The sequence below is a fragment of the Edaphobacter bradus genome (genome assembly GCF_025685645.1).
GTDB lineage: Bacteria > Acidobacteriota > Terriglobia > Terriglobales > Acidobacteriaceae > Edaphobacter > Edaphobacter bradus.
In genome coordinates, this window is the sequence record NZ_JAGSYF010000004.1 from 65549 (window position 1) to 89525 (window position 23977).

General features: G+C 58.1%; 17 protein-coding genes. 15 read left to right on the top strand and 2 right to left on the bottom strand.

Annotation, left to right across the window (positions count from 1 at the left end):
* Window positions 1-89 precede the first annotated feature (89 nt).
* From gatB to OHL16_RS15355, 14 genes are all read left to right on the top strand, one after another.
* Window positions 90-1568, top strand: coding sequence for an Asp-tRNA(Asn)/Glu-tRNA(Gln) amidotransferase subunit GatB (gatB, locus tag OHL16_RS15290; protein ID WP_263368053.1), 1479 nt, complete (start codon window positions 90-92; stop codon window positions 1566-1568).
* Between the two features lie 506 nt (window positions 1569-2074).
* Window positions 2075-2569, top strand: a complete 495-nt coding sequence (locus tag OHL16_RS15295) for a Dps family protein (RefSeq protein WP_263368054.1) — start codon at window positions 2075-2077, stop codon at window positions 2567-2569.
* A 90-nt stretch (window positions 2570-2659) separates the two neighbouring features.
* A complete protein-coding gene (locus OHL16_RS15300) occupies window positions 2660-3613 on the top strand; it encodes a ring-cleaving dioxygenase (RefSeq protein ID WP_263368055.1) in 954 nt (317 codons plus the stop codon).
* Window positions 3610-4272 (top strand): alpha/beta hydrolase, encoded by a 663-nt coding sequence (locus OHL16_RS15305; RefSeq protein WP_263368056.1) that lies wholly within the window; start codon window positions 3610-3612, stop codon window positions 4270-4272. The genes OHL16_RS15300 and OHL16_RS15305 overlap by 4 nt, the downstream gene beginning before the upstream one ends.
* Window positions 4273-4303: 31 nt before the next feature.
* Complete coding sequence (locus tag OHL16_RS15310; RefSeq protein ID WP_263368057.1) at window positions 4304-5161, top strand: ATP-binding response regulator; 858 nt, start codon at window positions 4304-4306, stop codon at window positions 5159-5161.
* Between the two features lie 32 nt (window positions 5162-5193).
* Complete coding sequence (locus tag OHL16_RS15315) at window positions 5194-6786, top strand: phytoene desaturase family protein (RefSeq protein ID WP_263368058.1); 1593 nt, start codon at window positions 5194-5196, stop codon at window positions 6784-6786.
* Window positions 6787-6870: 84 nt separating this feature from the next.
* Window positions 6871-10488 carry a hydantoinase B/oxoprolinase family protein gene (locus tag OHL16_RS15320; RefSeq protein WP_263368059.1) on the top strand — a complete coding sequence of 1206 codons (3618 nt, stop codon included), beginning with the start codon at window positions 6871-6873 and terminating at the stop codon, window positions 10486-10488.
* Entirely contained in the window at window positions 10485-11750 is a 1266-nt protein-coding gene (locus OHL16_RS15325) for an MFS transporter (protein WP_263368060.1), read from the top strand. Before OHL16_RS15320 ends, OHL16_RS15325 begins: the two co-directional genes overlap by 4 nt.
* A 422-nt stretch (window positions 11751-12172) precedes the next feature.
* The gene (locus OHL16_RS15330; RefSeq protein ID WP_263368061.1) at window positions 12173-12883 is read left to right on the top strand and encodes an LVIVD repeat-containing protein; all 711 of its coding nucleotides are present in this window, start codon (window positions 12173-12175) and stop codon (window positions 12881-12883) included.
* A gap of 113 nt (window positions 12884-12996) precedes the next feature.
* The gene (locus OHL16_RS15335; RefSeq protein ID WP_263368062.1) at window positions 12997-14241 is read left to right on the top strand and encodes a molybdopterin-dependent oxidoreductase; all 1245 of its coding nucleotides are present in this window, start codon (window positions 12997-12999) and stop codon (window positions 14239-14241) included.
* Window positions 14241-14657, top strand: coding sequence for a hypothetical protein (locus tag OHL16_RS15340; protein WP_263368063.1), 417 nt, complete (start codon window positions 14241-14243; stop codon window positions 14655-14657). Before OHL16_RS15335 ends, OHL16_RS15340 begins: the two co-directional genes overlap by 1 nt.
* A 59-nt stretch (window positions 14658-14716) precedes the next feature.
* Window positions 14717-15019, top strand: coding sequence for a hypothetical protein (locus OHL16_RS15345; RefSeq protein WP_263368518.1), 303 nt, complete (start codon window positions 14717-14719; stop codon window positions 15017-15019).
* Window positions 14971-17364, top strand: a complete 2394-nt coding sequence (locus OHL16_RS15350) for a cbb3-type cytochrome c oxidase subunit I (protein WP_263368498.1) — start codon at window positions 14971-14973, stop codon at window positions 17362-17364. Before OHL16_RS15345 ends, OHL16_RS15350 begins: the two co-directional genes overlap by 49 nt.
* Window positions 17365-17381: 17 nt before the next feature.
* On the top strand, window positions 17382-17540 hold the full coding sequence (locus tag OHL16_RS15355) for a hypothetical protein (protein WP_263368064.1): 159 nt from the start codon (window positions 17382-17384) through the stop codon (window positions 17538-17540).
* A gap of 91 nt (window positions 17541-17631) precedes the next feature.
* Here the strand turns inward: OHL16_RS15355 and OHL16_RS15360 are convergent, their stop codons facing one another.
* Window positions 17632-18330, bottom strand: a complete 699-nt coding sequence (locus OHL16_RS15360; protein ID WP_263368065.1) for a response regulator transcription factor — start codon at window positions 18328-18330, stop codon at window positions 17632-17634.
* A gap of 1 nt (window position 18331) precedes the next feature.
* The gene (locus tag OHL16_RS15365) at window positions 18332-19786 is read right to left on the bottom strand and encodes a sensor histidine kinase (RefSeq protein WP_263368066.1); all 1455 of its coding nucleotides are present in this window, start codon (window positions 19784-19786) and stop codon (window positions 18332-18334) included.
* Between the two features lie 382 nt (window positions 19787-20168).
* Here OHL16_RS15365 and OHL16_RS15370 point away from each other — a divergent pair, with 382 nt between their 5' ends.
* Window positions 20169-23465, top strand: a complete 3297-nt coding sequence (locus OHL16_RS15370) for a TonB-dependent receptor (RefSeq protein WP_263368067.1) — start codon at window positions 20169-20171, stop codon at window positions 23463-23465.
* Window positions 23466-23977: the final 512 nt, after the last annotated feature.

Consider the following 23977-nt stretch of genomic DNA (forward strand, 5'->3'; position numbering starts at 1 on the left):
TCTCACGACCGGCGATCTCTGGGCAATTTTCTCACAGCGACGCGACCCGCCTGTCGCGCCTGCAGCCGCTTGGTAGAATCATCCTGAGTATGTCCACCGCAACCGCGCTCTCGCCCGAGGTTCTCGCCAAGTATCAGCCCGTCATCGGCCTTGAGGTCCACGTTCAGCTCCTCACCGAGACCAAGGCCTTCTGCGGCTGCATCAACCAGTATGGCGGCGAGCCCAATACGCACGTCTGCCCCACCTGCCTCGGCCTGCCCGGCGCGCTGCCTGTGCTCAACCGCCGCGCAGTGGAGTTCGCCGTGCTTGCGGCCAAGTCCCTCAACTGCGAGATCCGCGAGACCAGCATCTTCTCGCGCAAGAACTACTTCTACCCCGACTCGCCCAAGGGGTACCAGATCTCGCAGTTCGACAGGCCGCTCGCCGAACACGGCTGGATCGAAATTCCCGACGCCAACGGGAACGCGAAGCGCATCGGCATCACGCGCCTCCACATGGAGGAGGACGCCGGCAAGAGCCTCCACGACGGTTTCGCCGACTCCATCTCGCGCACCTACATCGACCTCAATCGCTGCGGAACCCCGCTCATCGAGATCGTCTCCGAGCCCGACATTCGCACGCCCGACGAGGCTTACGAGTACCTCACACGGCTCAAGGAGATTCTGCTCTACACCGGCGTCAGCGACTGCAACATGGAAGAGGGGAGCCTGCGGTGTGACGCGAATGTGAGCGTCATGCTCAAGGGCGCCGACAAGTTCGGCACCAAGGCTGAGGTCAAGAATGTCAACTCGTTCCGCTACATACGCGCCGCGCTCGAGTACGAGATCGAGCGCCAGATCGGAGTTCTCGAAGACGGCGGCCGCGTTGTGCAGGAGTCGCGCCTCTGGAACAACGCCGAGGGCCGGACGTTTTCCATGCGGAGCAAGGAGCAGGCCCACGACTACCGCTACTTCCCCGAGCCCGACCTTCCGCCGCTGGTTGTCGGTTCTGACTGGCAGGCCGAGATCTTCAAGCAACTCCCTGAGTTGCCCGAGGCACGCCGCGCCCGCATGATCGCCGACTACGGCCTCTCCGAGCAGGACGCCGCCACGCTCGGCGCCACCCGCGACTTTGCCGACCGCTTTGAGGCCGCCGCGAAGAAGGCGAAGTCGCCTAAGCGCGTCGCCGCAATCCTGCTCTCTGAGATCACCATGCGTCTGCGCGCCGCCGGCCTCGCCGACGACCAGTCGCCGGTCTCGCTTGACGGGATCGTACTCGCCGCCGACCTTGCCGAATCCGGTGAGATCTCCAGCAAGATCCTCAAGCAACTGCTCGACACAAGCTTCGCCGAGGGCAAGGACTTCCCCGAGATCTACGAACGCGACAAGCCGCAGCAGATCTCCGACGCCTCAGCCATCGAGACGATGATCGATGAGGTCATCGCCGCCAATCCCAAGCAGGTCGAGCAGTACCGTGGCGGCAAAAAGACCGTCGCCGCCTTCTTTGTCGGCCAGGTCATGCGCCTCTCCAAGGGCCAGGCCAATCCTGCGCTGCTCAATGAACTTGTCGTGAAGAAACTCGACAGCTAGTCCGGCAGGGGAGCAGATTCCTCCCCATTCGGCTTCGCTCAGGGCAGGCTGCTGCGGTCGGCGGGTTGAGAATCATACGGCAGGGCAGGAGTGGCTCCGCAGAGGAATAGAGCGAGAGCGGCTCCAGCCAGGGTGTACAGACGTAGACGCATCTCCGTCGCTCCACAGGGGCTAAGAAAACAAGCCGGTGCCGCAGAGAGTACGACGGCACCAGCGATTAAGAGTAGCAAGGGCTAGAAGTTGGACGTGGACGGCCAGCTCAATCTCACGGTGGCTCCGGGGAACCTTCTTGTCGTGAACACGCAGAGCTCTTCGGTCAATATCTACTCCCCTCGATATCAAGTAGGGTTCAGGCTCAACCGATGGTGAGGCATGGGTTGCCGTTCGCCGGCCGTGCTTTGTATTGGCGTTGTATCGTTTCCTCCGACTTGTCGGGCTCCTGCCACCGTCGAAAATCCTTTTACAATCAGATGCATCCAATAGTCGCAGTGAGAGGAGATCCATTAATGAAAAGAGCGACGTCGCCCGGGACAGCTTCCAGTTTGAGCGCAGAGGGAATCGAAGAGATCGGCCGCACTCTCTATGCACTGCTGGCAGATGTGTTTGCGCTGTACCTAAAGACCAAGAATTTCCACTGGCATATGAGTGGCCCGCACTTTCGTGACTACCACCTGCTGCTGGATGAGCAGGGCGAACAGATCTTTGCCATGACGGATGACATCGCAGAGCGCGCACGGAAGCTTGGAACGACGACGATCCGCTCCATCAGCGACATCGCGCAGCATCAGCGCCTGGAGGACAACAACAAGGCGCAGGTGGCGCCTCGGGCGATGCTCACGGAGCTTTGCAGCGACAACGCGCGGCTCACCGGATTCATGCGCGAGGCCCACGATATCTGCGACGAACACAAGGATGTCGCCACCGCCAGCTTACTTGAGAACTGGATCGACGAGACAGAACGCCGTACGTGGTTCCTGGCGGAGACGCTCAAGGCAGTATGAAGCGATATTCCAGCGGCACTGCTTGTGTGGTGCTGAAGTCAACGAGTACGGCGATTCAGGTTTCGCCGTACTGGAAGAAAGAGGTCCGCAATGCCGAAACCTATCGTGGGTCTTCATCACGTGACTGCTATTGCGTCCGATCCACAGCGCAACCTGGATTTCTACACAGAGACCTTGGGGCTGCGCTTCGTCAAACGTACCGTCAACTTCGATGATCCGGGCACGTATCACTTTTACTTTGGCGATGATGAGGGCACGCCGGGCACGATTCTTACCTTCTTCCCCTGGGCAAGAGCAGCGCGCGGAGTGGCAGGCGCGGGCGAGGTGACGAAGACAGCCTACAGCGTTCCGCTGACGTCGCTGGACTACTGGGAGAAGAGACTGCGTGAGAATCACCTTCCGGTGGAGCGCACAGGGAAGCGGTTTAACGAAGAGGTGCTTACTTTTGCAGACCCGGACGGCATGAAGATTGAGATCGTCGGGCATGCGGATGCCCCTTCGGTGAAGGTTCCGCGATATGCCTCGGTGCCTGCGGAACATGCGCTGCGTGGATTCTTTGGCGTCACCCTGTATCTGCACAGTGCCGAAGAGACCGCGAAGATTCTTGGTGTAATGGGCTTCCGGAAGATTGCAGAAGAGGGAAACCGCCAGCGGTTCTCCGCGGAAGGCAACGCTCTGGGAAATCACATTGATCTTGTCATCGATCCGAAGGCGAGCCACGGCCGCATGGGCGCTGGCAGCGTGCACCATATCGCCTTTCGCATAGCGGATGATGCGTCGCAACTCGAGTGGAAGAGCGTGCTTGGGAAGTATGTCGAAGTGACGCCAGTGCAGGAACGGACTTACTTTCAGTCCGTTTACTTTCGTGAGCCGGGCGGGGTGCTGTTTGAGCTGGCGACCGATCCTCCGGGCTTCCTGTGGGATGAGCCGATTGAGTCGCTCGGCGAGGAGTTGCGCATTCCGCCATGGCTGGAAGGGCATCGCAGCGTGATCGAGCAGCGCCTCCTGCCGATCGAGCTTCACAAGGCAGTGACGACGGCATGAGCAACGATCCGCATCAGGCGCAGCCTGTACTCCATGCTGGCGTGCCGCTCGCGGAGGCCAGCGGAGCTGTTGTCTTAGTGCATGGGCGTGGCGGGTCGGCTGAGGACATCCTCAGTCTCTCGCAGCCCCTGTACCACTCGCAGCTCGCGTACCTGGCGCCGCAGGCGGCAGGACGTACCTGGTATCCGTATTCGTTTCTCGCACCGATTGCTGAGAACGAGCCATGGCTCACCTCGGCGATCAGGAAGATCGCAGCGACGGTCCAGACTGCAATCGACGCGGGCGTTCCACGGGATCGCATCTTTGTGTGTGGATTTTCGCAGGGGGCGTGTCTCGCGACGGAGTTTGTTGCGCGCAATCCTGCCAGATATGCGGGACTAATTGGGTTCACCGGCGGATTGATCGGACCTCCTGAGGCAGACCTCGCGCACGCGGGAGATCTCGCAGGGACTCCGGTCTTTCTTGGCTCGAGCGATCCGGACCCACATGTTCCATGGAAGCGGGTTGAGGCGACGGCAAAGAGATTGCGCGAGATGAATGCTGTGGTCACGACTCGTCGATACGAAGGAATGCCGCACACGATCAATCCCGAGGAACTGGAGTTCGGGAGGCGGCTTATTCACGACGTGCTTGAGGGAAAGATACCTGCGTCGAGATAGGCCGCATTAGTTCATTACCTCGGAGCACCATATGAGCCGGGTCCTTGTGATTGGAAGTGACACCCAGGTGAGCCGCGAGATCGGCGATGCGCTCTCTGCCGCCGCTTTCCCCATGGAGTATTCGGCCGGGCACGCCGACACCCTGCAGCGATTGCGTAAGCGATCGTTTGGGGTCGTAATCACCCATCCCGACAGCGCTGTCGATGAAGACCTGGCGCTGTTGGAGGAGATGCGCGGCATCAGGCCGGGGGTAAAGTGTATCCTCCTGGCTCGTCAAAGCACTCCGGACGACGTGATCGCGGCCCTGCGTGCTCGGGTATTCGCTTGCTTCACACCTCCGTTTGATCCTTGCGAGATCGCGAACCTGGCCTGTAGCGCGGCGTCTGACAGCCAATGGCGAGACGACATACATGTTCTATCGGCCAGGCCCGGCTGGGTGTCCGTCCGCATACATTGCCGCCTCATCACAGCGGAGCGCCTCATGACTTTTGCGAAAGAGCTTAACGCTCAATTGCCTGAGAACGCGCTGCAGGAGATGATGCTGGCGTTGCGAGAGATATTGATGAACGCCATGGAGCACGGAGCGGCGTTTAATCCTGAACAGATTGTCGAGGTCACCGCCGTTCGCACCGGAAGAGCACTAGTGTTTTACGTGCGTGACCCTGGGGCTGGCTTCCGCCCTGGATCTCTTACTCACACGGCTATCGCAAATCCGCCTCATGATCCCACAGCTCACCTTGTGCAGCGTGAAGCAGAAGGAATGCGCGTCGGGGGATACGGTCTTCTTGTGGCGGGCGGCACTGTGGACGAGTTGATCTACAGTGAGATCGGGAATGAGGTGTTACTCATTAAGTACCTGGATTCCGCCTCGGATGCCACTACTGCATAGCCACCCATCGTTTCCGTGTAGATACTGTGAGGATGAGTTCCCCCACAGCGGCTACTCTCGGCGAAATAGGCTTGCCGGCGCCTGTACATGAGCTGGCCTCGCGCGTCTGGGATGTAATCGTCGTTGGAGCAGGTCACAACGGACTTGCCTGTGCAACCTATCTGGCGCGGTCGGGCAAGCGCGTACTTGTGCTTGAGAGCCGCAGGCGTGTGGGTGGCGCCTGCACCATTGAGGAGCCTTTTCCCGGCGTGCGCATGTCTCCATGCGCTTATCTGGCCGGCCTGCTGCATCCGCTTGTCGTCTCAGAATTGGATTTGCCGAGGCGCGGCTTTCAGTGGACTGCAGCGGTCAATGGACTGTTCGTTCCATTTCTTGACGGCTCCAGTATTCAACTCTGGGACGATGATCCGCGGTGCGAGGAGGAGATTCGCAACTTCTCCCACCGGGATGTAGAGGGCTGGCGTGCAATGAGCGATGTCATTCGCAGGTTGCGCGATACCTTGCGGCCAGCGAGCGACAGAGACATGTGGATTGGCGAGCCTCCCACACGCGAGCAGATTGAAGAGCGGCTTCATGCCGACGAGGAGGCGAGGCACGTACTCTTCGACTGGTCGATGGCTGAATTCGTCGAACACTACCTGATCGATGAGCGCCTGCAGACCGCGTACTTTGGACAGGGAGTGATTGGTACGAACGCGAGCCCGTTCACCGCTGGTACGGCTTCAATTCGATTTCATCATTCTTCCGGCCGGCTTGGCGGAATGCCTGGTATGTGGGGCTATGTGAAAGGCGGCATGGGCATGGTCTCGTTTTACTTTTGCGATGCCGCACGTGAAGCGGGAGCGGTCGTTGCTACCGGTATTCCTGTCGCGCAGATCATTCCGGGAGATGGTGTCGTCCTCGAGGGCGGCGAACGTATCTCTGCCCCGGTAGTGATCTCAAACGCCGACCCGCGGCAAACGCAGAAATTGCTGGGAACTGCGGCGGACTCTGCGTGGAGCAAGCGTGTAGACGAGATTCCAATCGAAGGTTGCACCGTGAAAATGAATGTACTGCTTCGTGAACTGCCCGACTTCACGGCCCGCCCGGGAAAGGATCAGCCGCATCATTACGGGCAGATCAATGCGCCTCTTACCAAAGCTGAGTGGAAGGCCGCCTTCGCCGCTGCACAACGAGGTGAACTGCCAGAATCCCTGTGGTGCGAGTTGTACTGCCAAAGCGTCCACGATGCGACGGTTGCTCCAACTGGGCAACACACGATGAGTGTCTTTGCGCAATATGTTCCCTACACGTTTTCGCGCGGCACATGGGATGAACGGCGGGAAGAAGTGCGCCAACTCGTAGTGAGGTCTCTCGCGCGCTTTTGTTCCAATATGAGCAATGCGGTGTTGGACACGCAGGTATTGGGTCCTCCGGATATCGAGCGTAAGGTGGGTCTGACGGGCGGTCATATCTTTCAGGGTGAATGCCTGCCTGCATACATGTGGTCCAATCGGCTGTCTGTACGCACGCCGATGCAGGGCGTCTATCTTTGCGGAGCGTGCACGCACCCAGGCGGCAGCGTAATCGGCATCAACGGTCGTAATGCCGCGATGGCTGTGTTGAAGGACGCTGAAAAGAAATAGCTCCGCCCGCGCGAATTCCTCAAGTATTCTGCGCACACATTCCTTTAGCGTTTTTTCAACAGCAGTGGTTAGTAGAGGCGGCGAATGATTCGACTTGGTGTGGACACAGGCGGGACGTTTACCGATCTGGTGCGGCTTGATGCCCGCGGACTTACGGTTCACAAGGTGCGCTCTACCCCCGACGACCCGGCTCGCGCCATCCTCTCTGGTATCGGGGAGTTGATGGGGAGCGATCCGGTCTCCGAGGTGATTCACGGGTCGACCGTGGCCACCAACGCACTACTCGAGCGCAAAGGCGCCCGCGTCGCATTGGTAACTACGAAGGGATTTGAAGATGTTCTTGCGATCGGACGACAGACCCGAAACGAACTCTATAACTTCCAGGTACTCGGCAAACGGCCCATGATAGGTCCTGGCCTCACCTTTGATTTGGCCGAACGGCTTGACTGTCACGGCAATGTGCTGGAGGCCTTGCAAACGCAGGAACTGGAAGATCTGACCGAAAAGCTACATCAGGCCAAAGTGGACTGTGTGGCAGTGTGTCTTCTCCACTCGTACGCAAATCCGCTCCATGAGCAGCAGGTTGCGCGTCATCTTGAGCAAGCCGGCTTTGCTGTCTCAGCCTCGCATAGCGTTCTGCCGGAGTATCGCGAGTATGAGCGCTGGAGCACGACAGTGGTCAACGCCTACGTCACCCCCACAATGTCGCGCTATCTTACGACGCTGGAGAAGGGACTTGCTGGAACGCGATTGCACATCATGCAATCGAACGGCGGCTCCATCTCTGCTGCGCAGGCTCGCAGTTCCGCTGTGCGCACCATCCTCTCCGGCCCTGCCGCGGGCGCTATAGGAGCACAAGCGATTGCTCGCGCCTCCGGTTTTGATCGGGTGATTCTCTTCGACATGGGCGGGACCTCCACTGATGTAAGCCTCATCGACGGCCAGTTGGGTACGACGAACGAGTCCACCATAGGAGACTTTCCCGTCCGTCTGCCGATGCTCGACATCCACTCGGTCGGCGCCGGTGGGGGTTCGATCGCTTACGTGGATAGCGGTGGCTCGTTGCGTGTCGGCCCACGCAGTGCGGGCGCCGATCCAGGACCGGTCTGTTACGGCAAGGGAGACGAGCTTACCGTCACCGATGCGAACCTGCTGCTGGGCCGTCTCGATCCGATGTATTTTCTCGGTGGCCGCATGCCGCTTGATGTCGAACGCACCTCGGAACGCGCGAGGGTCTTCGCAGATAAGCTTCAGCTCACCCCCACACGGCTGGCGGAGGGAATCGTCCAGATTGCCAACGCCAACATGGAGCGTGCGATTCGGGCTGTCTCGGTCCAGCGCGGCTACGATCCGCGTGAGTTCGCGCTGCTGGCCTTCGGCGGGGCAGGAGGCATGCACGCTTGTGAGATTGCAGACACGCTTGCTATCGGGACGGTGATTGTTCCCGAACATGGCGGCGTCCTCTCGGCGCTTGGCATGCTGCTCGCAGACGTGAGAAGAGACTACTCGCAGACCGTCCTGAGGCCCTCCAACGTCATCAGCTTCTCTGATCTGCAGCAGTATCTGGCTCCATTGGTTCAGCAGGCCCAGGCAGACCTCGCCGGAGAGGGCTTTGGGCCGCCGAATATCGTCATTGAGTGCTCGCTGGATATTCGCTATCAGGGGCAGTCCTATGAGATCAACGTTCCCCTCACTCCCGCCTTCAACGCGGAGTTCAGCCGTCAACACGAGCGGCTCTATGGGTATTCAAATACCTCGCGCATCACTGAGGTGGTCAACGTCCGCGTCAACGCCGCCGGCATAACGCAGAAGCACACGTTTCCTTCTCCACAGGCTGTCCCCAAACCCTTGCCACCGCCAGTCAGCACGCGCTCCGCATGGTTTGCAGGCCGCCCGTGGGAGACGGCGATCTACCACCGAAAGACATTGCTCCCCGGCATGGAGGGACAGGGACCGGCGATCGTTACGAGCGGGGAGTCCACCGTGGTCATCACGCCGCACTATCGTTTCCGGATCGACGGCGTGGGAACCCTGGTTGCCACACGCATCGTAGCGGCTGGGAAGGATCAGCTCGCTGAGATGTCCGCAGCGGAGCGCAGTGAGCCCTCTCAAAAGACTCTTGATCCCATAGAATTCGAGATCTTCAAAAACATCTTCCTCTCCATCGCGGAGGAGATGGGAATTACACTCTGCCGGACCGGCTTCTCGCCCAACATCAAGGAGCGGTTGGACTACTCCTGCGCCATCTACGATGAGCATGGCCAGACCATTGCGCAGGGCGATCACATGCCCGTGCATCTGGGCGCCATGCCGCTCTCCGTGCAGGCTGCGATCCAGCACGTGAGCATGGAGCCCGGCGACGTCGTCATTCTCAACGATCCCTTCCAGGGCGGCACCCACCTTCCCGACATCACGCTGGTGCAGCCCATCTTTCTCGAGGGAGAGCCGGCCCCGGCGTTCTATGTTGCTAATCGTGCCCACCATTCCGATGTAGGTGGCATCAGCGCCGGCTCGATGCCGCTCGCTCAGGAGGTCTTCCAAGAGGGACTCATCCTTCCTCCGATCAAACTCGTGCGTCGCGGTGAGATCTGCCAGGATGTGATGGCGCTGATTCTGGCGAATGTGAGGACGCCCGCCGAGCGCGAAGGCGATCTTAGCGCGCAGATCGCATCGAACCGGGTTGCGGAGACCCGGCTGCGGGGGCTGGTTGCGCGTTATGGGCTCGAGCGCGTTCGCAGATATGCTCGCGCAACGCAGGACTACGCCGAGCGCATTCTCCGTCATACCATCTCCGCCATTCCTGACGGCGAATACAGCTTTGAAGACGTGATGGACGACGATGGCTTCAGCCGCCAGCGCATCGGCATTCGCGCCACAGTCCGCATCAAGGGCGACGAGGCTGAAGTAGACTTCACCGGAACCGATCTCCAGACAAACGGCGGCATAAACGCAAACTTCGCCATTACTCTTTCGGCAACGCTCTATTGTTTTCGCTGCCTCGTCCAGCAGGATGTCTTGTATAACTCAGGCATCTCGCGTCCTATCCGCGTGATCGCTCCCCGTGGGATGATCGTAAACGCAGAGCACCCGGCGGCGGTGGCAGGCGGCAATGTGGAGACCTCGCAGCGAATTACGGACGTTGTCCTCGGAGCGCTCGCGCAGGCGCTGCCCCACATCATTCCCGCAGCCAGCCAGGGAACTATGAACAATGTCACGCTGGGAGGAAGGCGGCCGGACGATGACTCTCCCTTCGCCTACTACGAGACCATCGGCGGCGGTATGGGAGGCCGCAACGGCCTGTCTGGTCTGAGCGGTGTTCACACGCACATGAGCAACACGCGCAATACGCCGATCGAAGCTATCGAACATTACCTCCCGGTCCGCATCCGCCGCTATTCGCTGCGACAGGGCAGCGGTGGGGCTGGCCGCTATCCCGGAGGAGAAGGCATCCTGCGTGAGTATGAGATGTTGACCGAAACGTCCATCACGCTGCTCAGCGAACGCCGCACCAGTCACCCCTACGGAGCGCAAGGCGGCGAATCCGGCGGCTGCGGACGGAACACGGTCCTGCATGCCGGCGGCTCCGTCGAGACGCTGCCCGCCAAAGTGCGGCTCGAACTCAAGCCCGGCGATCATCTTCGCATCGAGACGCCCGGCGGAGGCGGATTCGGGGCCGCGAATGCCGATAAGGTCGCCAGATGAGCGAAACTTCGCAGATGAGCGAACCCTCGCGGCCAGACTATTTTGATTGGTGGCGTCAGTCCACTCCCGAGGCACGACGCGCTCTGGCCGCGGCGTCTTTCGGCTGGATGCTGGACTCCTTTGACGTGATGCTTTATGCGCTCGTCCTGGCTTCGCTCATCGTAGATCTTGGGCTCAGCAAACTGACAGCCGGTGTCCTCGGTTCCATCACCCTGCTCGCCGCGGCAGCGGGCGGCCTGGTCTTCGGGGTTATTGCAGACCGCTACGGCCGCATCCGGGCCCTGATCGGCAGCGTACTCATCTACGCCGTCTTCACGGCGGCTTGCGGCTTCGCTCAAAACGTGGTCCAGCTTGCGCTATTCCGTATCCTGCTTGGCCTCGGTATGGGTGGCGAGTGGGCAAGCGGCGCCGCGCTCGTATCGGAGACATGGCCCGACAAACACCGTGGCAAGGCGCTTGGAATCATGCAGAGCTCCTGGGCCGTTGGCTATGCTCTCGCAGCTCTGGCCGCCGGTCTGATCCTGCCGTGGAAAGGCTGGCGCGCCGTTTTCTTTGTAGGAATTCTGCCTGCCTTCTTTACGTTGCTGGTGCGCCGTGGCGTGGAAGAACCTGAAGTATGGAAGCGCAGCGCAGTTTCCAGCGAAGGCTCCGTGCACCGCTTTCGCCGCATCTTTCAGCGTGACTTGCGACCCGTCACCATCGCCGTTACGCTCATGAATGCCTGCACGCTGTTTGCGTGGTGGGGCTTCAATCTGTGGGTTCCTGCCTATCTCTCATTGCCTCGCGATCGAGGCGGAGTGGGGCTCTCAGCTCATGCTATGTCCGGTACGGTGATCGGTATGCAGGTTGGCATGTGGCTTGGCTACGTTAGCTTCGGTTTTCTGAGCGACCTTTTTGGGCGCAAGCGCTGCTACGTCCTTTATCTGATATTGGCAGCACTCCTTATGTTTTTCTACGCGCGGGTACACACATCATGGTTGCTCATGGCACTCGGTCCGGTGGTGGCATTCTTCGGTACCGGTTATTACACCGGGTTCGCCGCGGTGACGGCGGAGATCTACGAAACCCGAATCCGCGCTACGGCACAAGGTTTTACCTACAACGCTGGCCGTATTGCAAGCGCTGCCGCTCCATTTGCGGTTGGGAGTATGGCTCAACGGCACGGATTTGGCATCGCATTTGCCATAGCTGGAACCGCGTTCGTTATGGCTGCGCTTTGTTGGATTTGGATTCCCGAGACAAAGGGTAGGCCACTGATATAGTGGCGCTCACCTCTTTGAGAAGGTGAACGGGGAATCCCCAATGCTGGCGACAGGTTCGGGTCGCCACGCACGCAACGCAAGCGCTTTCCCCTTGAACACGTACCTGCTATATCATCATGTGCGCGAGTGGTACTGTACTTCGTGAATGTCAGTTTGTGGGTGTCTTGTCCCCCACTTGGACAACCTGGTCAGACCGCACTCCGCGCTGGGATAAACCGTCAGCGCTGGAGGCGTCGATGATCGCAAATGACATGGGGCACGGAGAAGTGGGCAACCACTTCGTGCTTCCCACTCCTCCCCCCTCGACGACTGTTAACTATCAACGCCGATGACTGCGCCTCGCTGACTATCCACTGGGACAAAGGATCGGTTAGGCCAGATGTGTTCCATTCACACGAATACTCGTTTGAAAGGACAAAGCCATGAATACGAAATCCGCAACCTTCAGCATTGCCATCGCAGCTACCTTCCTGAGCAGTGCCCTTGTTGTGAGTACTGCCAAGGCCGAGATAGTCTCGCATTCCAAGGACATCATCGTTGACAAACCGGCCGATTTGCCTGAACCGACGCAGGTGCCTGGAATTGCCTTCCAACTGCATTCCGGAGTTAACGGCGGCACATATCTTTACATCGAACAGCACGGCGGTGATCACCTCGTTGTACTCGACGTTACCGATCCCGCGCAGACAAAGACGGTGAGAGTCGTCAATCTCACGGTTCCTGGGCCGTTCGATTTTGTGCGGCCACTGGGCGGCACGGCGATGCTAGTCCGCTTCCGCAACAATTTGGGAGTGGCCGTACTCGATTTACGGAACGCAAGGGAGCCTGTGCTCAAGACCGTAAGTGGTTTGCAATATCCCGGCCACACCGAACCACTTGGAGAAACGGGCTTTCTGATGGTGAATGAGCGCCACGTGGATGCACAGACGACTCCACGAGATTATCAAGTGGTTGACACCTCCAATCCCGCAGACCCTGTCCTTCTAGACACGGTAAAGCTGGTGAGCAATAAGGCTACTCGCGACGAGACAGGGACTACCTTCCTTCTCGGCTCAGAGGGGTTGACGATCATCCGCCGTCCACGCGTGGAAGCGGAGTATAAAGTCCAGCAGGACACCAAGAAGGCGAACTAGAAGTTCGTCTACTGGAGCGATTCGATGCTCTTCCTGGACGGGCAAGTACCCCAAACCGATGATTGTTTCCGTGGGTGACAACGCGGGTGTCACCCACATCGGGAGGGAGTTGTATGCGAGCGCAGACGAAATACCAAAGGCGGGAGTTTCTCCAGTCTTCGGGAATGCTTGGCTTCAGCGCGTTTCTCGCCGCGTGCAAGACTGGCTCGGTGGCGCGGACTGTGATCAATGCCGATCTATCTGACGACTATGGAGTGCGACATAACACCAGAACCTGGGCGAGGTATCCAGAGAAGTGTGACCTGATCATGCTGGCGGACCGGCCACCTCTGCTGGAGACGCCGATGCATTACTTCCTGCAGGATTTGACGCCTAACGAAGCCTATTTTGTGAGGTGGCACTATGCTGGACTACCGACGCGCGTCGATCTGCGAACGTTCAGGGTGCAGGTGATTGGCGCTGTCAATCGACCGCTACAGCTATCGTTCGACGATCTGCGCACCAAGTGTGAGCCCGTGACGATGGTTGCATTCAGTCAGTGTGCGGGAAACTCGCGCAGTTTCTTCAGGCCGCAGGTTCCGGGCGCGCAGTGGACGGACGGAGCCATGGGAAACGCTCGTTACGTCGGGGCTCGATTGAAGGATGTGCTGAAAGCCGCTGAGGTCAAGCCCGGAGCAGTCGAGGCCAGTTTTCGCGGGCTGGATGTTCCTCCGCTGGAATCCTCTCCGCACTTTGAGAAACCACTGACGATCGATTACGCGCTAAACGGCGATTCCATTATTGCCTACGAGATGAATGGCGAGCCAATGCCCATGCTGAATGGCTTTCCTGTCCGGCTTGTTGTGCCGGGCTGGTTTGCGACGTACTGGGTCAAGGCGCTCAGCCAAATCACTGTTCGCACAGAACCGCTGCACAATTTCTGGGTCGATACGGGATACCGCATCCCTGCCGCGCCAGAGCACTCCGAAGATCCAAAGCATCCGAGCGAGCAGACGATTCCGCTCACGGACTATCCAACCCGTGCAATCATCATCACGCCAGAAGCAACCACGAAGTTGAAGAGCGGCGCGACGGTCAAGATCGAGGGCATCGCAGTCGACAACGGCGCAGGCATCCGGCGCGTCGAGGTGTCAACAGACGGCGGACGGACCTGGACCGATGCGGCACTGGATCGCGTAATCGACAAATACTCCTGGAGGCGATGGCGGATGAGTTGGCAGCCAGCGCAGAGGGGGCGGTACAGCCTGCAGTCCCGTGCTACCAACGCATCCGGAGAGACACAGCCTGGCTACGAGTGGAATCATGGCGGATACCACCGCAGGACAATCCAAACGCTCGATGTGGAAGTGGTGTCGTAATGCAGACACTACGGGTTCTCGGGGTTTTATTCATTATCGCCGTAGCCATCCTGATCTATGCCCTTTGGGGGCGTGCAGGCCGCGAGCGAGACGCGGCGTCTACCGCGGCCGTTCCCGATATCCCGGTTTCCCGCCTTACTGAGATGCAGCCGGTGAAGACGATCGAGCTCGAGTACCACCAACCCGATCTGCCACCTGGACCGGGACACGATGTCTTCGCGACGCAATGCGTTATCTGCCATTCACCCCGCTATGTGGTGAACCAGCCGGTCTTTCCACGAAAGGTATGGACGACGGAAGTACACAAGATGGTGAAGTCCTATGGAGCACCAATCGATCCTGGTCAGGAGAAAGAGATTGTGAACTATCTGGTCAGTTGGCATGGCACCGAAGATCCGCCGCCCACGCCGTATTAGTCGTCCAATTCGCCATTCAAGCTTCGGGAGCCTCCACGCTTGCAAGCAGGAGACAGAAAGTGACTGATAGACAACAGGATACGGACGGCGTCCGCACCGCAGGTAATCCATCGTTGGCCTCAACGCTGCCGCGCACTGACTACGATTTGATTCGATGGCACGCGCATGCCGCGATGGTCACTGTGCTGATTGCTGCGCTCTTCGGAATTATGGTGGCAACGAAGTTCAATTTCCCCACATTTTGGGGGGCCACGCATGGGAGACATGGGGCAGACTTCGCTACAACCACACGCAAGGGATCTTCTTCGGTTGGCTGGGAAATGCATTCATCGCGTTCTGCTACTACGTTGTACCTCGGCTGACGAATCAGCCAGTCACGAGCCGCCGGCTAGGCTGGGGCATGTTCTGGCTATGGAATCTCGTTACCGTGCTGCCGGGATGGATCCTGGTTTGCGCGGGGTTTAGCCAGCCGCTTGAGTGGGCTGAGTTCCCGCTTATTGTGGACGTGTTCGTCGTCCTTGCCTTTGTACTGATTCTTGTGCAGTTCGTGAAGCCATTTTTGAGTGGGCCGGCAGGCGACCTCTACGTTTCGGGTTGGTATATCGTCGGCGGTCTCGTGTTCACGACCCTTGCCTATCCAATCGGCAATCTTGTGCCGGAGCTTGTGGCGGGAGCGAAGGGCGCTGCCTTCAGCGGATTGTGGATTCACGATGCGGTCGGGCTATTTGTTACACCGTTGGCTCTTTCGATGGCGTATTGCGTGATCCCCGCGGTGACGCGAAGGCCAATCTTCAGTCACTTCGTCTCGATGATGGGATTTTGGCTGCTCTTCTTCATCTATCCGCTGAACGGGACGCATCACTATGTCTACTCGGCAATTCCGATGAGCGCGCAGAGAGGCGCAATCATTGCTTCCGTTTACCTTGGACTTAGCGTGATTCTGGTTGTCACCAATCTGCTGCTGTCACTGCGTGGCTCCAGCGGCAAGGTGGGAGCCGACGTTCCGTTACGCTTCATCTGGTTCGGCGTTGTGGCGTACTTGATCGTGAGTCTGCAGGGATCGATGCAGGCCCTTATGCCGGTCAATCGCTTTATTCATTTCTCCGACTGGGTAATTGGCCACTCGCATTTGGCGATGATCGGCTTTGCGAGCTTCTGCGTTGCCGGCGCTCTGTCGCATATCTGGAGCAAACTGCCTGGAGTCCGGTACAACGCGCGAACGATGGGATGGGCCTATTGGCTCCTCGCCTTCGGTCTGGCACTGATGGTGTTCGATCTGACCGCAGCCGGACTGGTTGAAGGCCAAATGTGGGTCAGCCGCGCTCCCTGGATAGACTCGGTCCGGGCAATGTATCCATTCTGGCTTACTCGCGCCTTGTCAGGACTTCCGATCATCTCAGCCTTTGTGCTCTTCTGGATCAGTCTTTTAACCGGGCCGCGGAATGCATCAGCGCCCACCTCCATCGCGGGTAGCCTGCCCCCCGCTGCCCTTCATAGTGCCCCCTCCATCCTCGGGTATGCGTTTGTTATTGCATTTGTGGCGGGCGTTGGCTTCTTCGTTTTTTCGTTTGTTGTTCTCGGCATCATTCCCGCACAACAGCTTCAGGCGGATATCAATCGGACCGCTCCACATTCTATGCAACGGTTGACGGCTGCCGAAGAGCATGGCCGCCAGATCTACGGCCGCGAAGGATGTGCCTACTGTCATACCGAACAAGTGCGCGCGATCGCCGCCGATGTCCGTCGCTTCGGCGCTCCCACCGCGGCCTGGGAGACGCAGTACGACTATCCGCATCTCTGGGGAACACGGCGTATCGGACCGGATCTTTCTCGCGAACATGGACTTCGCACAGATGACTGGCATTATGTTCACCTTTTCAATCCTCGGGCAACTGTCCCTGACTCGATTATGCCTGGATACCCGTGGATGTTCAGCGGCTCTGCTGCGAAGCCGAACAAGGATGCTCTAGACCTGGTCTCCTATTTGCGATCGCTGGGGCGGGAGCGTGAGCTGGCCGGAGACAAAGGCGGTGCGCAGGTCGATCAGGGGATGGCGATGGAAATGAGCTCCAGCTACTCCGCACCAGGCATTCCCGATACGAGACCGCAGATCACCGTCGGCGGCATCGATACGGATGCTCCCATTTTCGCAATGGGTTCAATGCCCGATGCGACAAAGTACAAGCATGGAAGGGATGTCTTCCCGCACCATCGGCGTTCACTCCATGGCAGCCAGAGCAGTTGTGCAGGTCTACTGCCGCATCCGATCGATTTGCACGCAGAGCACTACTCTGACAGCCATCTGGCGACAGTGCTCTGGGACGGTGTCTACGGTTCCGCTATGCCGGCGTGGAGACAGCTTGATAAGGCTGATCTCGATGCGGTTGCCGCGTATGTGCAATCATTGCAGGCGAAGGTCGCAAAGGTTGCGCTTTCACAGCAGGAAATGGACGCAGCCTCGAGACTCTTTGCGGCCAATTGTGTGAGCTGTCATGGGAGCCATGGAGATGGCAATGGAGCGGCTGCCGGAGCACTCAAGCCGTCCCCCGTCAACTTCCATGCTCGTCAGCCTTCGAACGACAGAGCATGGACAGTGCTGGAGCAAGGCATCCCTGGCAGCGCGATGCCTGCATGGAAGAACCGCTTGAGCAGCGATGAGCGACGGCTGCTTGTCCAGTATGTTCAAAGCATCTACGACGGAGGCTAAAAGGAGGCGACAACGCAATGATCAACATCATCGTCGGCATCATTACCGCAATGGCGGTCGGTTTTCTCGTCTTCTGGATATTCCGGCCATCGTTTCGCAGGTGGGTGGAGTTACCGAAGTACAAGATGCTTGAGGAGGAGAGGCGATTCTCTGACGTTCGACGCGACCAAGACTAGTCCGCGCGAGCAACGATCCCGTCAGAAGGGGAATGCAGTGGTGACGGGAAGGGCTACTCCTACTCCCTAACTTCGCTGGGGAAGGCATGGGCTATGGCTCGCGAAAGCGGTATCCGATATGGCTGTCTGTCAGGAGATACATTGGGTCCGCGGCATTGTCTTCGAGTTTCTTACGGAGCTGACCGATGAGAACGCGCAAATACGCGCGGTCGTTTCCGGAGCCGGGGCCACGCAAGGCAGCAAGTAATCGAGCATGTGTAACCGGACGGCCCGCGTGTGTCATCAGAAGCTGAAGAGCATCGAACTCGCGCGGCGTCAGGTGTACCTCAACTCCGGCTCGTTCGACACGCCGTCGAACAGGATCGAGCATGATTGTTCCGTTGATGATTGCCATCTCTGCCGGTATCTCAGGTGCCCGAAATCGGCGAATAGCGGCACGGATTCTGGCTGTCAACTCGCGTGTCTGAAATGGCTTGGTCACGTAGTCGTCAGCGCCAACCTCCAATGCCTCAACCTTGTCATCTTCGCCATCGCGGACAGACAGCATAAGAATCGGTAGCCTTGTGAAGCTGCGCCGGATGCGCCGGCAGGTCTCGATGCCCCCGATTCCCGGCATATTGATGTCGAGGAGTACGGCCTCATAATCAACCATGCGCAGACGTACGAGGGCATCCTCTCCGGTGCTCGCCTCAGCTACATCGAATCCGAGAACATCGAGGGTAGTGCGTAGACTGCGTCGCAGCGCGGAGTCGTCTTCTACAATCAGTAATCTTCCTTGTGAATCGACCACCTCAGGCCTCCTTGCAAATATGCGGCAGAGCAAAAAAGAACGTCGTGCCTGTCTCCGGATCACTTTCAACCCACACTCTGCCGCGGTGGGCTTCAGCAATTCGTTTAGTCACAGACAGACCGATGCCCGTTCCGGATGCTTTATGTTGAGATCCTGGGGATCGATAAAAACGCTGAAAGATCCGCAACCTCTCTTCAGGGGCAATAAAGGATCCTTCGTTCTTTACGCAGAATAAGATCTCAGAGTCCGTTGACGTCACACGAAACGTTATTGGCGATGAGGGGCTTGCATATTTCGCAGCGTTGTCAAGCATCTGGAGAATGGCCATTTGGAGCAAATGGGCATCCGCCCACACATCGCTCCCCGACGTCTCGTCGATGAGATCCAAAAAATGCTCCGTCAAAGCTGGAGCGGTTTCCTTTCTACAGAACCGGAACAGTTGACCCAGGCAGATCCTCTCGTGATCCACCTCTAAATGTCCCTCATCCAATTTTGCAGTCTGCAGCACCTGGGTGGTCAGCCTAGCCAGGCGTGTTGCCTGTTCATCGATGAGAGACAAAAGTTCTCTCTCCGGGCATTCAAGCCTGTTGATCTCCAACAATCCCGAGCTTGCGCTCTGGATCGTTGCCAACGGCGTTTTGAACGCGTGGGCCAGTCCGTCGAGAACAGCGGATCGGAGCTGCTCGCTCCGCTTTGCGGCTTCAGCGTTACTCTCCGCTATAAAGGAATGCGCTCTTTCCAGGGCGATCGCCGAAAGCGATGCAATCGCGTCCACAGATCGCGGATCGAGTTGGCGTTCCTGAGACGAGCCTGCGATGTAAAGCGCACCGACAGGTCTGGTCCCAAGTCTCAACACCCGCTTGAATTTGCAAGCATCTAAGTCGTTCTCATGAAGTTCATTGAAATAGGTGGCGCGAACTTCGTCATCTGGGACGATATCTTTCCCCGCCTTGTCCATTCGCACTTCGCGTGCGTCCCACAGGGCCACAGCATCAACCTTAAAGGTGTCTGCGATCAGACTCGTAAGCTGTGCGCCGACTTCCTTGCGTCGGTCCAACATGATGATGTCCCGGCTCGTAAGGTAAAGCCTCTCCAATTTCGTTCGCTCGCTCTCGGTCTGTGCAGCTTTTCGCTTGATGCGATCCGCAAAGTGGCCAGCCGTCACGGCGATAACCACAAATATCCCTGACGAGATCCAGTCCTGAGGGTCCCGCTCGTAAAGAGAGAAGATCGGCGCCATGTAGAAGTAGTCCAGACAAGCGACCGCCAATACTGATGCGACAGCCGCTTCAGGAAATCCGCACAGGAACGCAATCAGCATCACGAGAACAAGTTCGACGAGACCTGCGGTCAATGCCTTGCCGTGGCCCAGGTAGACGACGCCGGTTAGCAATGGGACGATGGGGACGATTCCCGCGGCTCGCAGCAGGCGCTTGGCTACTTGCGTGTACTTCATCTCTAAAGATCAGGATACTGCTAATTTCTTGAGGCTTCCTCTCGGTGTTCGTTCTGAAATCAAAAAGTTGTAAGCAAACCGTAAAAGTCATGTTCTCAGTTATGCCGTAGTTACGGGAGGCGCTCTTTCATGAGATGTGTAGCCAGTTGTCATGGCAGATAGGAGAACACTCATGGCCTCTCCCAGAGGATCCATACGTCCCGTTTCAGAAGTAGCTTCGCATTCTTTGATGTGCTTGCATTTGGAGGCAGTACTTTTGCTTGAGCAGCAGACTGCGGTATCGCGTGAAAGAAACAGAGAGCACTCTCTGACGCCTCGTTCACGAGCAGCTCAGAAGCGTCGCCTACTAGGCGGGTTTGTTGTCGCGTTCGGACTGCTTTGCATGAGCCCCGCTCGTTCGGCGGCACAGTCTACGTTCGGGAGCATACGAGGAACCGCCCAGGATATCTCTGGCGCTGGAATCCCAGATACGCAGATTACGCTGCACAGCATTGATGAAAATACTGACCGTGTGGTGAAGACGGATGGTACGGGCAGCTATGCGTTTGAGAATATCCTTGCTAGCAGATACACCATCCAGGCGCAGCACGACGGATTTGCTGATACGGTGATCTCCGGCATCACCTTGGCCTCCAGGCAGGACCTTCGGTACACACTCTCGATGAAAATTGCCGAACAGTCTTCCACTGTGGAGGTGACCTCTTCTGCAAATCAGATCAACACCGAAAATGCAGTGCTCGGCGATTCGAAAGGCACCGCGGAGATCGGTCAGCTGCCGCTTAACTTCCGCGCCTCGAGCACTAGCCCTCTGGCAGCACTGGCAACGTCTGCTAATGTGCAGCAGGACAGCCAGGGAAATGTCGCCGTGGGCGGCGCAACGTCGAACATGGTCGGGTTTTCGGTCGATGGCATCTCGACGGCGAATGTCTTCAACGCTGCTGCGGGAGCCAACCCTTACCCGTCGTCCGAAGGAATTGCAGAGCTCAAGGTCACTGCCTACAACAATAATGCTGAGTTCTCGCAGGTAGGAGACGTGACATTCACGACCAAGGGTGGAACGAACACGTTTCATGGGAGCCTCTTCGAGTATCTCCAGAACGACGCGCTCGATGCTCACGTATATAACTTCGCACAGAAGGCCCCAAAGCGCTTCAACACCTTTGGCGGCAGTATCGGCGGCCCGTTGTTGATTCCGCACTTTTACAACGGGCACGACAAGACGTTCTTCTTCTTCGACTATGAGGGCAACCGGAGACGGACCGCGCAGGCGCAGCAGTATGCGGTGCCGAGCGTCCTGGACAGGATGGGAGATCTCAGAGATATGGGAGGTCCGGTAATTCCGCAGTCGAGAATCAACCCCTTCGCTACCGCGCTGCTGAATAAATATTACCCGCTGCCCAATCTGCCCAATGTGCCGGTTGGCCAACCTAATTACCAGACGCTCGTTCCTATTCCATCGAACACAGACGGCTTCGATGCCCGCATCGATCAGGTCATTAACTCGAAGCAGCAGGTGTATGCGCGCTTCAACCGGAAGAACCTGTTGGTGAATGTGGTCAACCCGTTGCTGCCCAATGACGTGGACACTGAGCATGACCGCAGCTTCCTGATCTCCCATAACTATGTGATCAGCAACCGGCTGCTGAATGAGTTTCGCTTTGGCTACACGGATACGACCCTCGCCCCAAACTTCCCGATCGTAGGTGCTGCAGCTCTCCAGGGGTTGAATCTTCAGGTAGGTGGCGATCAGGGTGTTGACGTTTCGAACCACCCAACCGATCAAGGCTTCCCCAGCATCAACTTCTCTGATGGAACAGGCTTCCAATCCATTGGTAGAGACCACGTCGGCCCCACGCAGTCTTTTACCAAGCAGATTGCGGACAACGTCACGTACAGCCGGGGTAGGCACACTATTCGTGCTGGAGTGGATGTCCGCTGGGTACGCTTTGTCGTGCCTGAGATCGAGACGCCTTCCGACGACTACGGCCTATTCACTTTCAATCAAGGCATCTTCACTGGAAACGCCTTCGGCGACCTCCTGATCGGCGCGCCGAACACCGCCTACTTTGCCGTGACGGGTCCGAAAGACGATGCCAGCGGCGTTCAGACCGGGATCTATGGCCAGGATCAATGGCAAGTCAATGACCGTCTTACGCTCAACTTCGGTCTGCGCTGGGAACTGCTCTCTCCCTTTGTCGACAAGAACAACATCTCGGCTAACTTCGACCCGAACTACCAGGGGCCCGGTGCGAACGGGCAGGGTGCAATCATCATTGGCAATTTCGGCCTCAAGCCAGCCCAAGCCTTCCTTGCTTCGTTCAATGCCTGTGGTCTCGGAGCGGTCAATCCGAACTACAATCCCGCTACTTGTACTCCAGTGGTGACTAACAGCCAGGCAGGACTGCCGGCGGGTCTTCGGCAGCGCTATCTTCGCAACTTCGATCCGCGGGTCAGCGTTGCATACCGTCCGTTCAAGGACAACAAGACAGTCGTCCGTGCTGGGTTTGGCATCTTTACGGTCACCGCGCTCGGACAGCTTCAGAACAATATGGAGAGCACTCCGCAGGCCTCTGTTTACAACTGGCAGAACAACAACGGAGGCACGCCGCTCTTCACGTTCCCACATGTTACCCCGCCAGGTGCCGGACTGCAGTTTGGCGGTGGACTGTTCGAACAAGGCGTCGATCCGCACTACCGCGATGCTCAATCGGCACAGTGGAACCTCACTGTCGAACGGGAGCTTACCTCCAATACCTCCGTCCGGATGAGTTACATCGGGATGAACTCCTACCGCCTCAACGTGAGCGTAAACCTGAACCAGGCGAAGCCCACTACTTCCAGCACTCCAAATCCAGTGCCGTTCCAGAACTGGGGCGTCATCTATTCGACCTATAACCTGGGCAAACAGAACTACCAGGGAATGGAACTCGAGGCAACGCACAGAATGGCCCGGGGCCTGTCTTATAAGGCGAACTACGCCTGGACGCATAACATCAGCGACGCACAGGGCGATGCACCCACTGCATTCCAGGGCGAAACCCGCTACGGACTTGCGGATCTGAATCGCTTCGACATCAACGCAAACCGCGGCAATGTCGTTGGAACGCGGCGTCAGCGCTTTCTGGTAACAGGAACGTATGAGCTGCCCTTCGGCAAGGGCCGGCAGTGGTTGAACTCTTCGCCTGTCGTGGGCGGTATCCTCGGTGGTTGGAGTGTCAACACGATCACGCTGTTGGAGACAGGGCCGTACCTGACCCCGACCGATAGCGTAACCGCTGACCAGACCAATACGAACCCTTCTGCAGCTGGATCGATTGTTCGCCCGGACCGGATCGGCAATCCGATTCCTGCTCACCGTTCGTCGAGCAATTACTTCAACCTCAACGCGTTTGAACACACGCCGGCTAATGCAGGGCGGGTTGGCAACGCAGGAGTCGGGAGTCTGGAGGCGCCTGGCACCATCGCAGTCAGTGCGGGTCTCGCGAAGCTCATTGCAGTCAGGGAGAGCTGGCGTCTGCGGTTCGAATCGACGTTCACGAACGTGTTGAACCGTACCAACTACGCGCCACCTGCGACGAACATAAGCAACCAGACCTCGTTTGGGGTGCTAAACCAAGCGCAGACGGCAGAAAATGCGGGTAACCGGACGGGTCAAGTCGCTCTGCGGCTTGAGTTCTAGGGCTCACTTGGGGGCAAAGCCAGCTGGTGCCGAGCTGGACCGGAGTATCGAGATACTCCGGTCCAGCCTGCGGCAGCCGCTTCAAATCCAGTGTTCTCCATCTTATTGGATGCAACCCTCCTTGATTTTGAGGTGAGTGATGAGTTTGTTATGGACAGGTGTATGCCGGATATATTTCAACGCCTACACAGAAGCGCCTTTGTTTTGGTCCGTTGATAACGGAGACAGTGCCACCGAGGTTAAGTGTCCGCGCGTAGAAATGACTGGCAACTTTGAGACTGTAGTGATGCCTGAGCAAAAAGTACAGCCGCGTGCGTGGCTTTGCTTCAAACAGGCGAGCGTCTACAAGCTACGTGACGGGGCTGTTGTCGTGATTGGCCGGGCGACTGCATCATTGAGCAGTCGGAGCGGCGATGAAACTGCGTCTCTGGGAAGAGCAACCTCTGAGACGTGTACGAACTCTTTATGACATTGCTACACCTTTTTTATGCAACGGTTGGTTGAATTGCGAA

Excerpts from the sequence above, each read along its gene's own strand:
- OHL16_RS15305 (WP_263368056.1), top strand. The coding sequence starts at position 3,610 with ATGAGCAACGATCCGCATCAGGCGCAGCCTGTACTCCATGCTGGCGTG.
- OHL16_RS15310 (WP_263368057.1), top strand. The coding sequence starts at position 4,304 with ATGAGCCGGGTCCTTGTGATTGGAAGTGACACCCAGGTGAGCCGCGAG.
- OHL16_RS15325 (WP_263368060.1), top strand. The coding sequence starts at position 10,485 with ATGAGCGAAACTTCGCAGATGAGCGAACCCTCGCGGCCAGACTATTTT.
- OHL16_RS15300 (WP_263368055.1), top strand. The coding sequence starts at position 2,660 with ATGCCGAAACCTATCGTGGGTCTTCATCACGTGACTGCTATTGCGTCC.
- OHL16_RS15355 (WP_263368064.1), top strand. The coding sequence starts at position 17,382 with ATGATCAACATCATCGTCGGCATCATTACCGCAATGGCGGTCGGTTTT.
- OHL16_RS15340 (WP_263368063.1), top strand. The coding sequence starts at position 14,241 with ATGCAGACACTACGGGTTCTCGGGGTTTTATTCATTATCGCCGTAGCC.
- OHL16_RS15295 (WP_263368054.1), top strand. The coding sequence starts at position 2,075 with ATGAAAAGAGCGACGTCGCCCGGGACAGCTTCCAGTTTGAGCGCAGAG.
- OHL16_RS15335 (WP_263368062.1), top strand. The coding sequence starts at position 12,997 with ATGCGAGCGCAGACGAAATACCAAAGGCGGGAGTTTCTCCAGTCTTCG.
- OHL16_RS15365 (WP_263368066.1), bottom strand. The coding sequence starts at position 19,786 with ATGAAGTACACGCAAGTAGCCAAGCGCCTGCTGCGAGCCGCGGGAATC.
- OHL16_RS15315 (WP_263368058.1), top strand. The coding sequence starts at position 5,194 with ATGAGTTCCCCCACAGCGGCTACTCTCGGCGAAATAGGCTTGCCGGCG.
- OHL16_RS15370 (WP_263368067.1), top strand. The coding sequence starts at position 20,169 with ATGAGCCCCGCTCGTTCGGCGGCACAGTCTACGTTCGGGAGCATACGA.
- gatB (WP_263368053.1), top strand. The coding sequence starts at position 90 with ATGTCCACCGCAACCGCGCTCTCGCCCGAGGTTCTCGCCAAGTATCAG.
- OHL16_RS15330 (WP_263368061.1), top strand. The coding sequence starts at position 12,173 with ATGAATACGAAATCCGCAACCTTCAGCATTGCCATCGCAGCTACCTTC.
- OHL16_RS15320 (WP_263368059.1), top strand. The coding sequence starts at position 6,871 with ATGATTCGACTTGGTGTGGACACAGGCGGGACGTTTACCGATCTGGTG.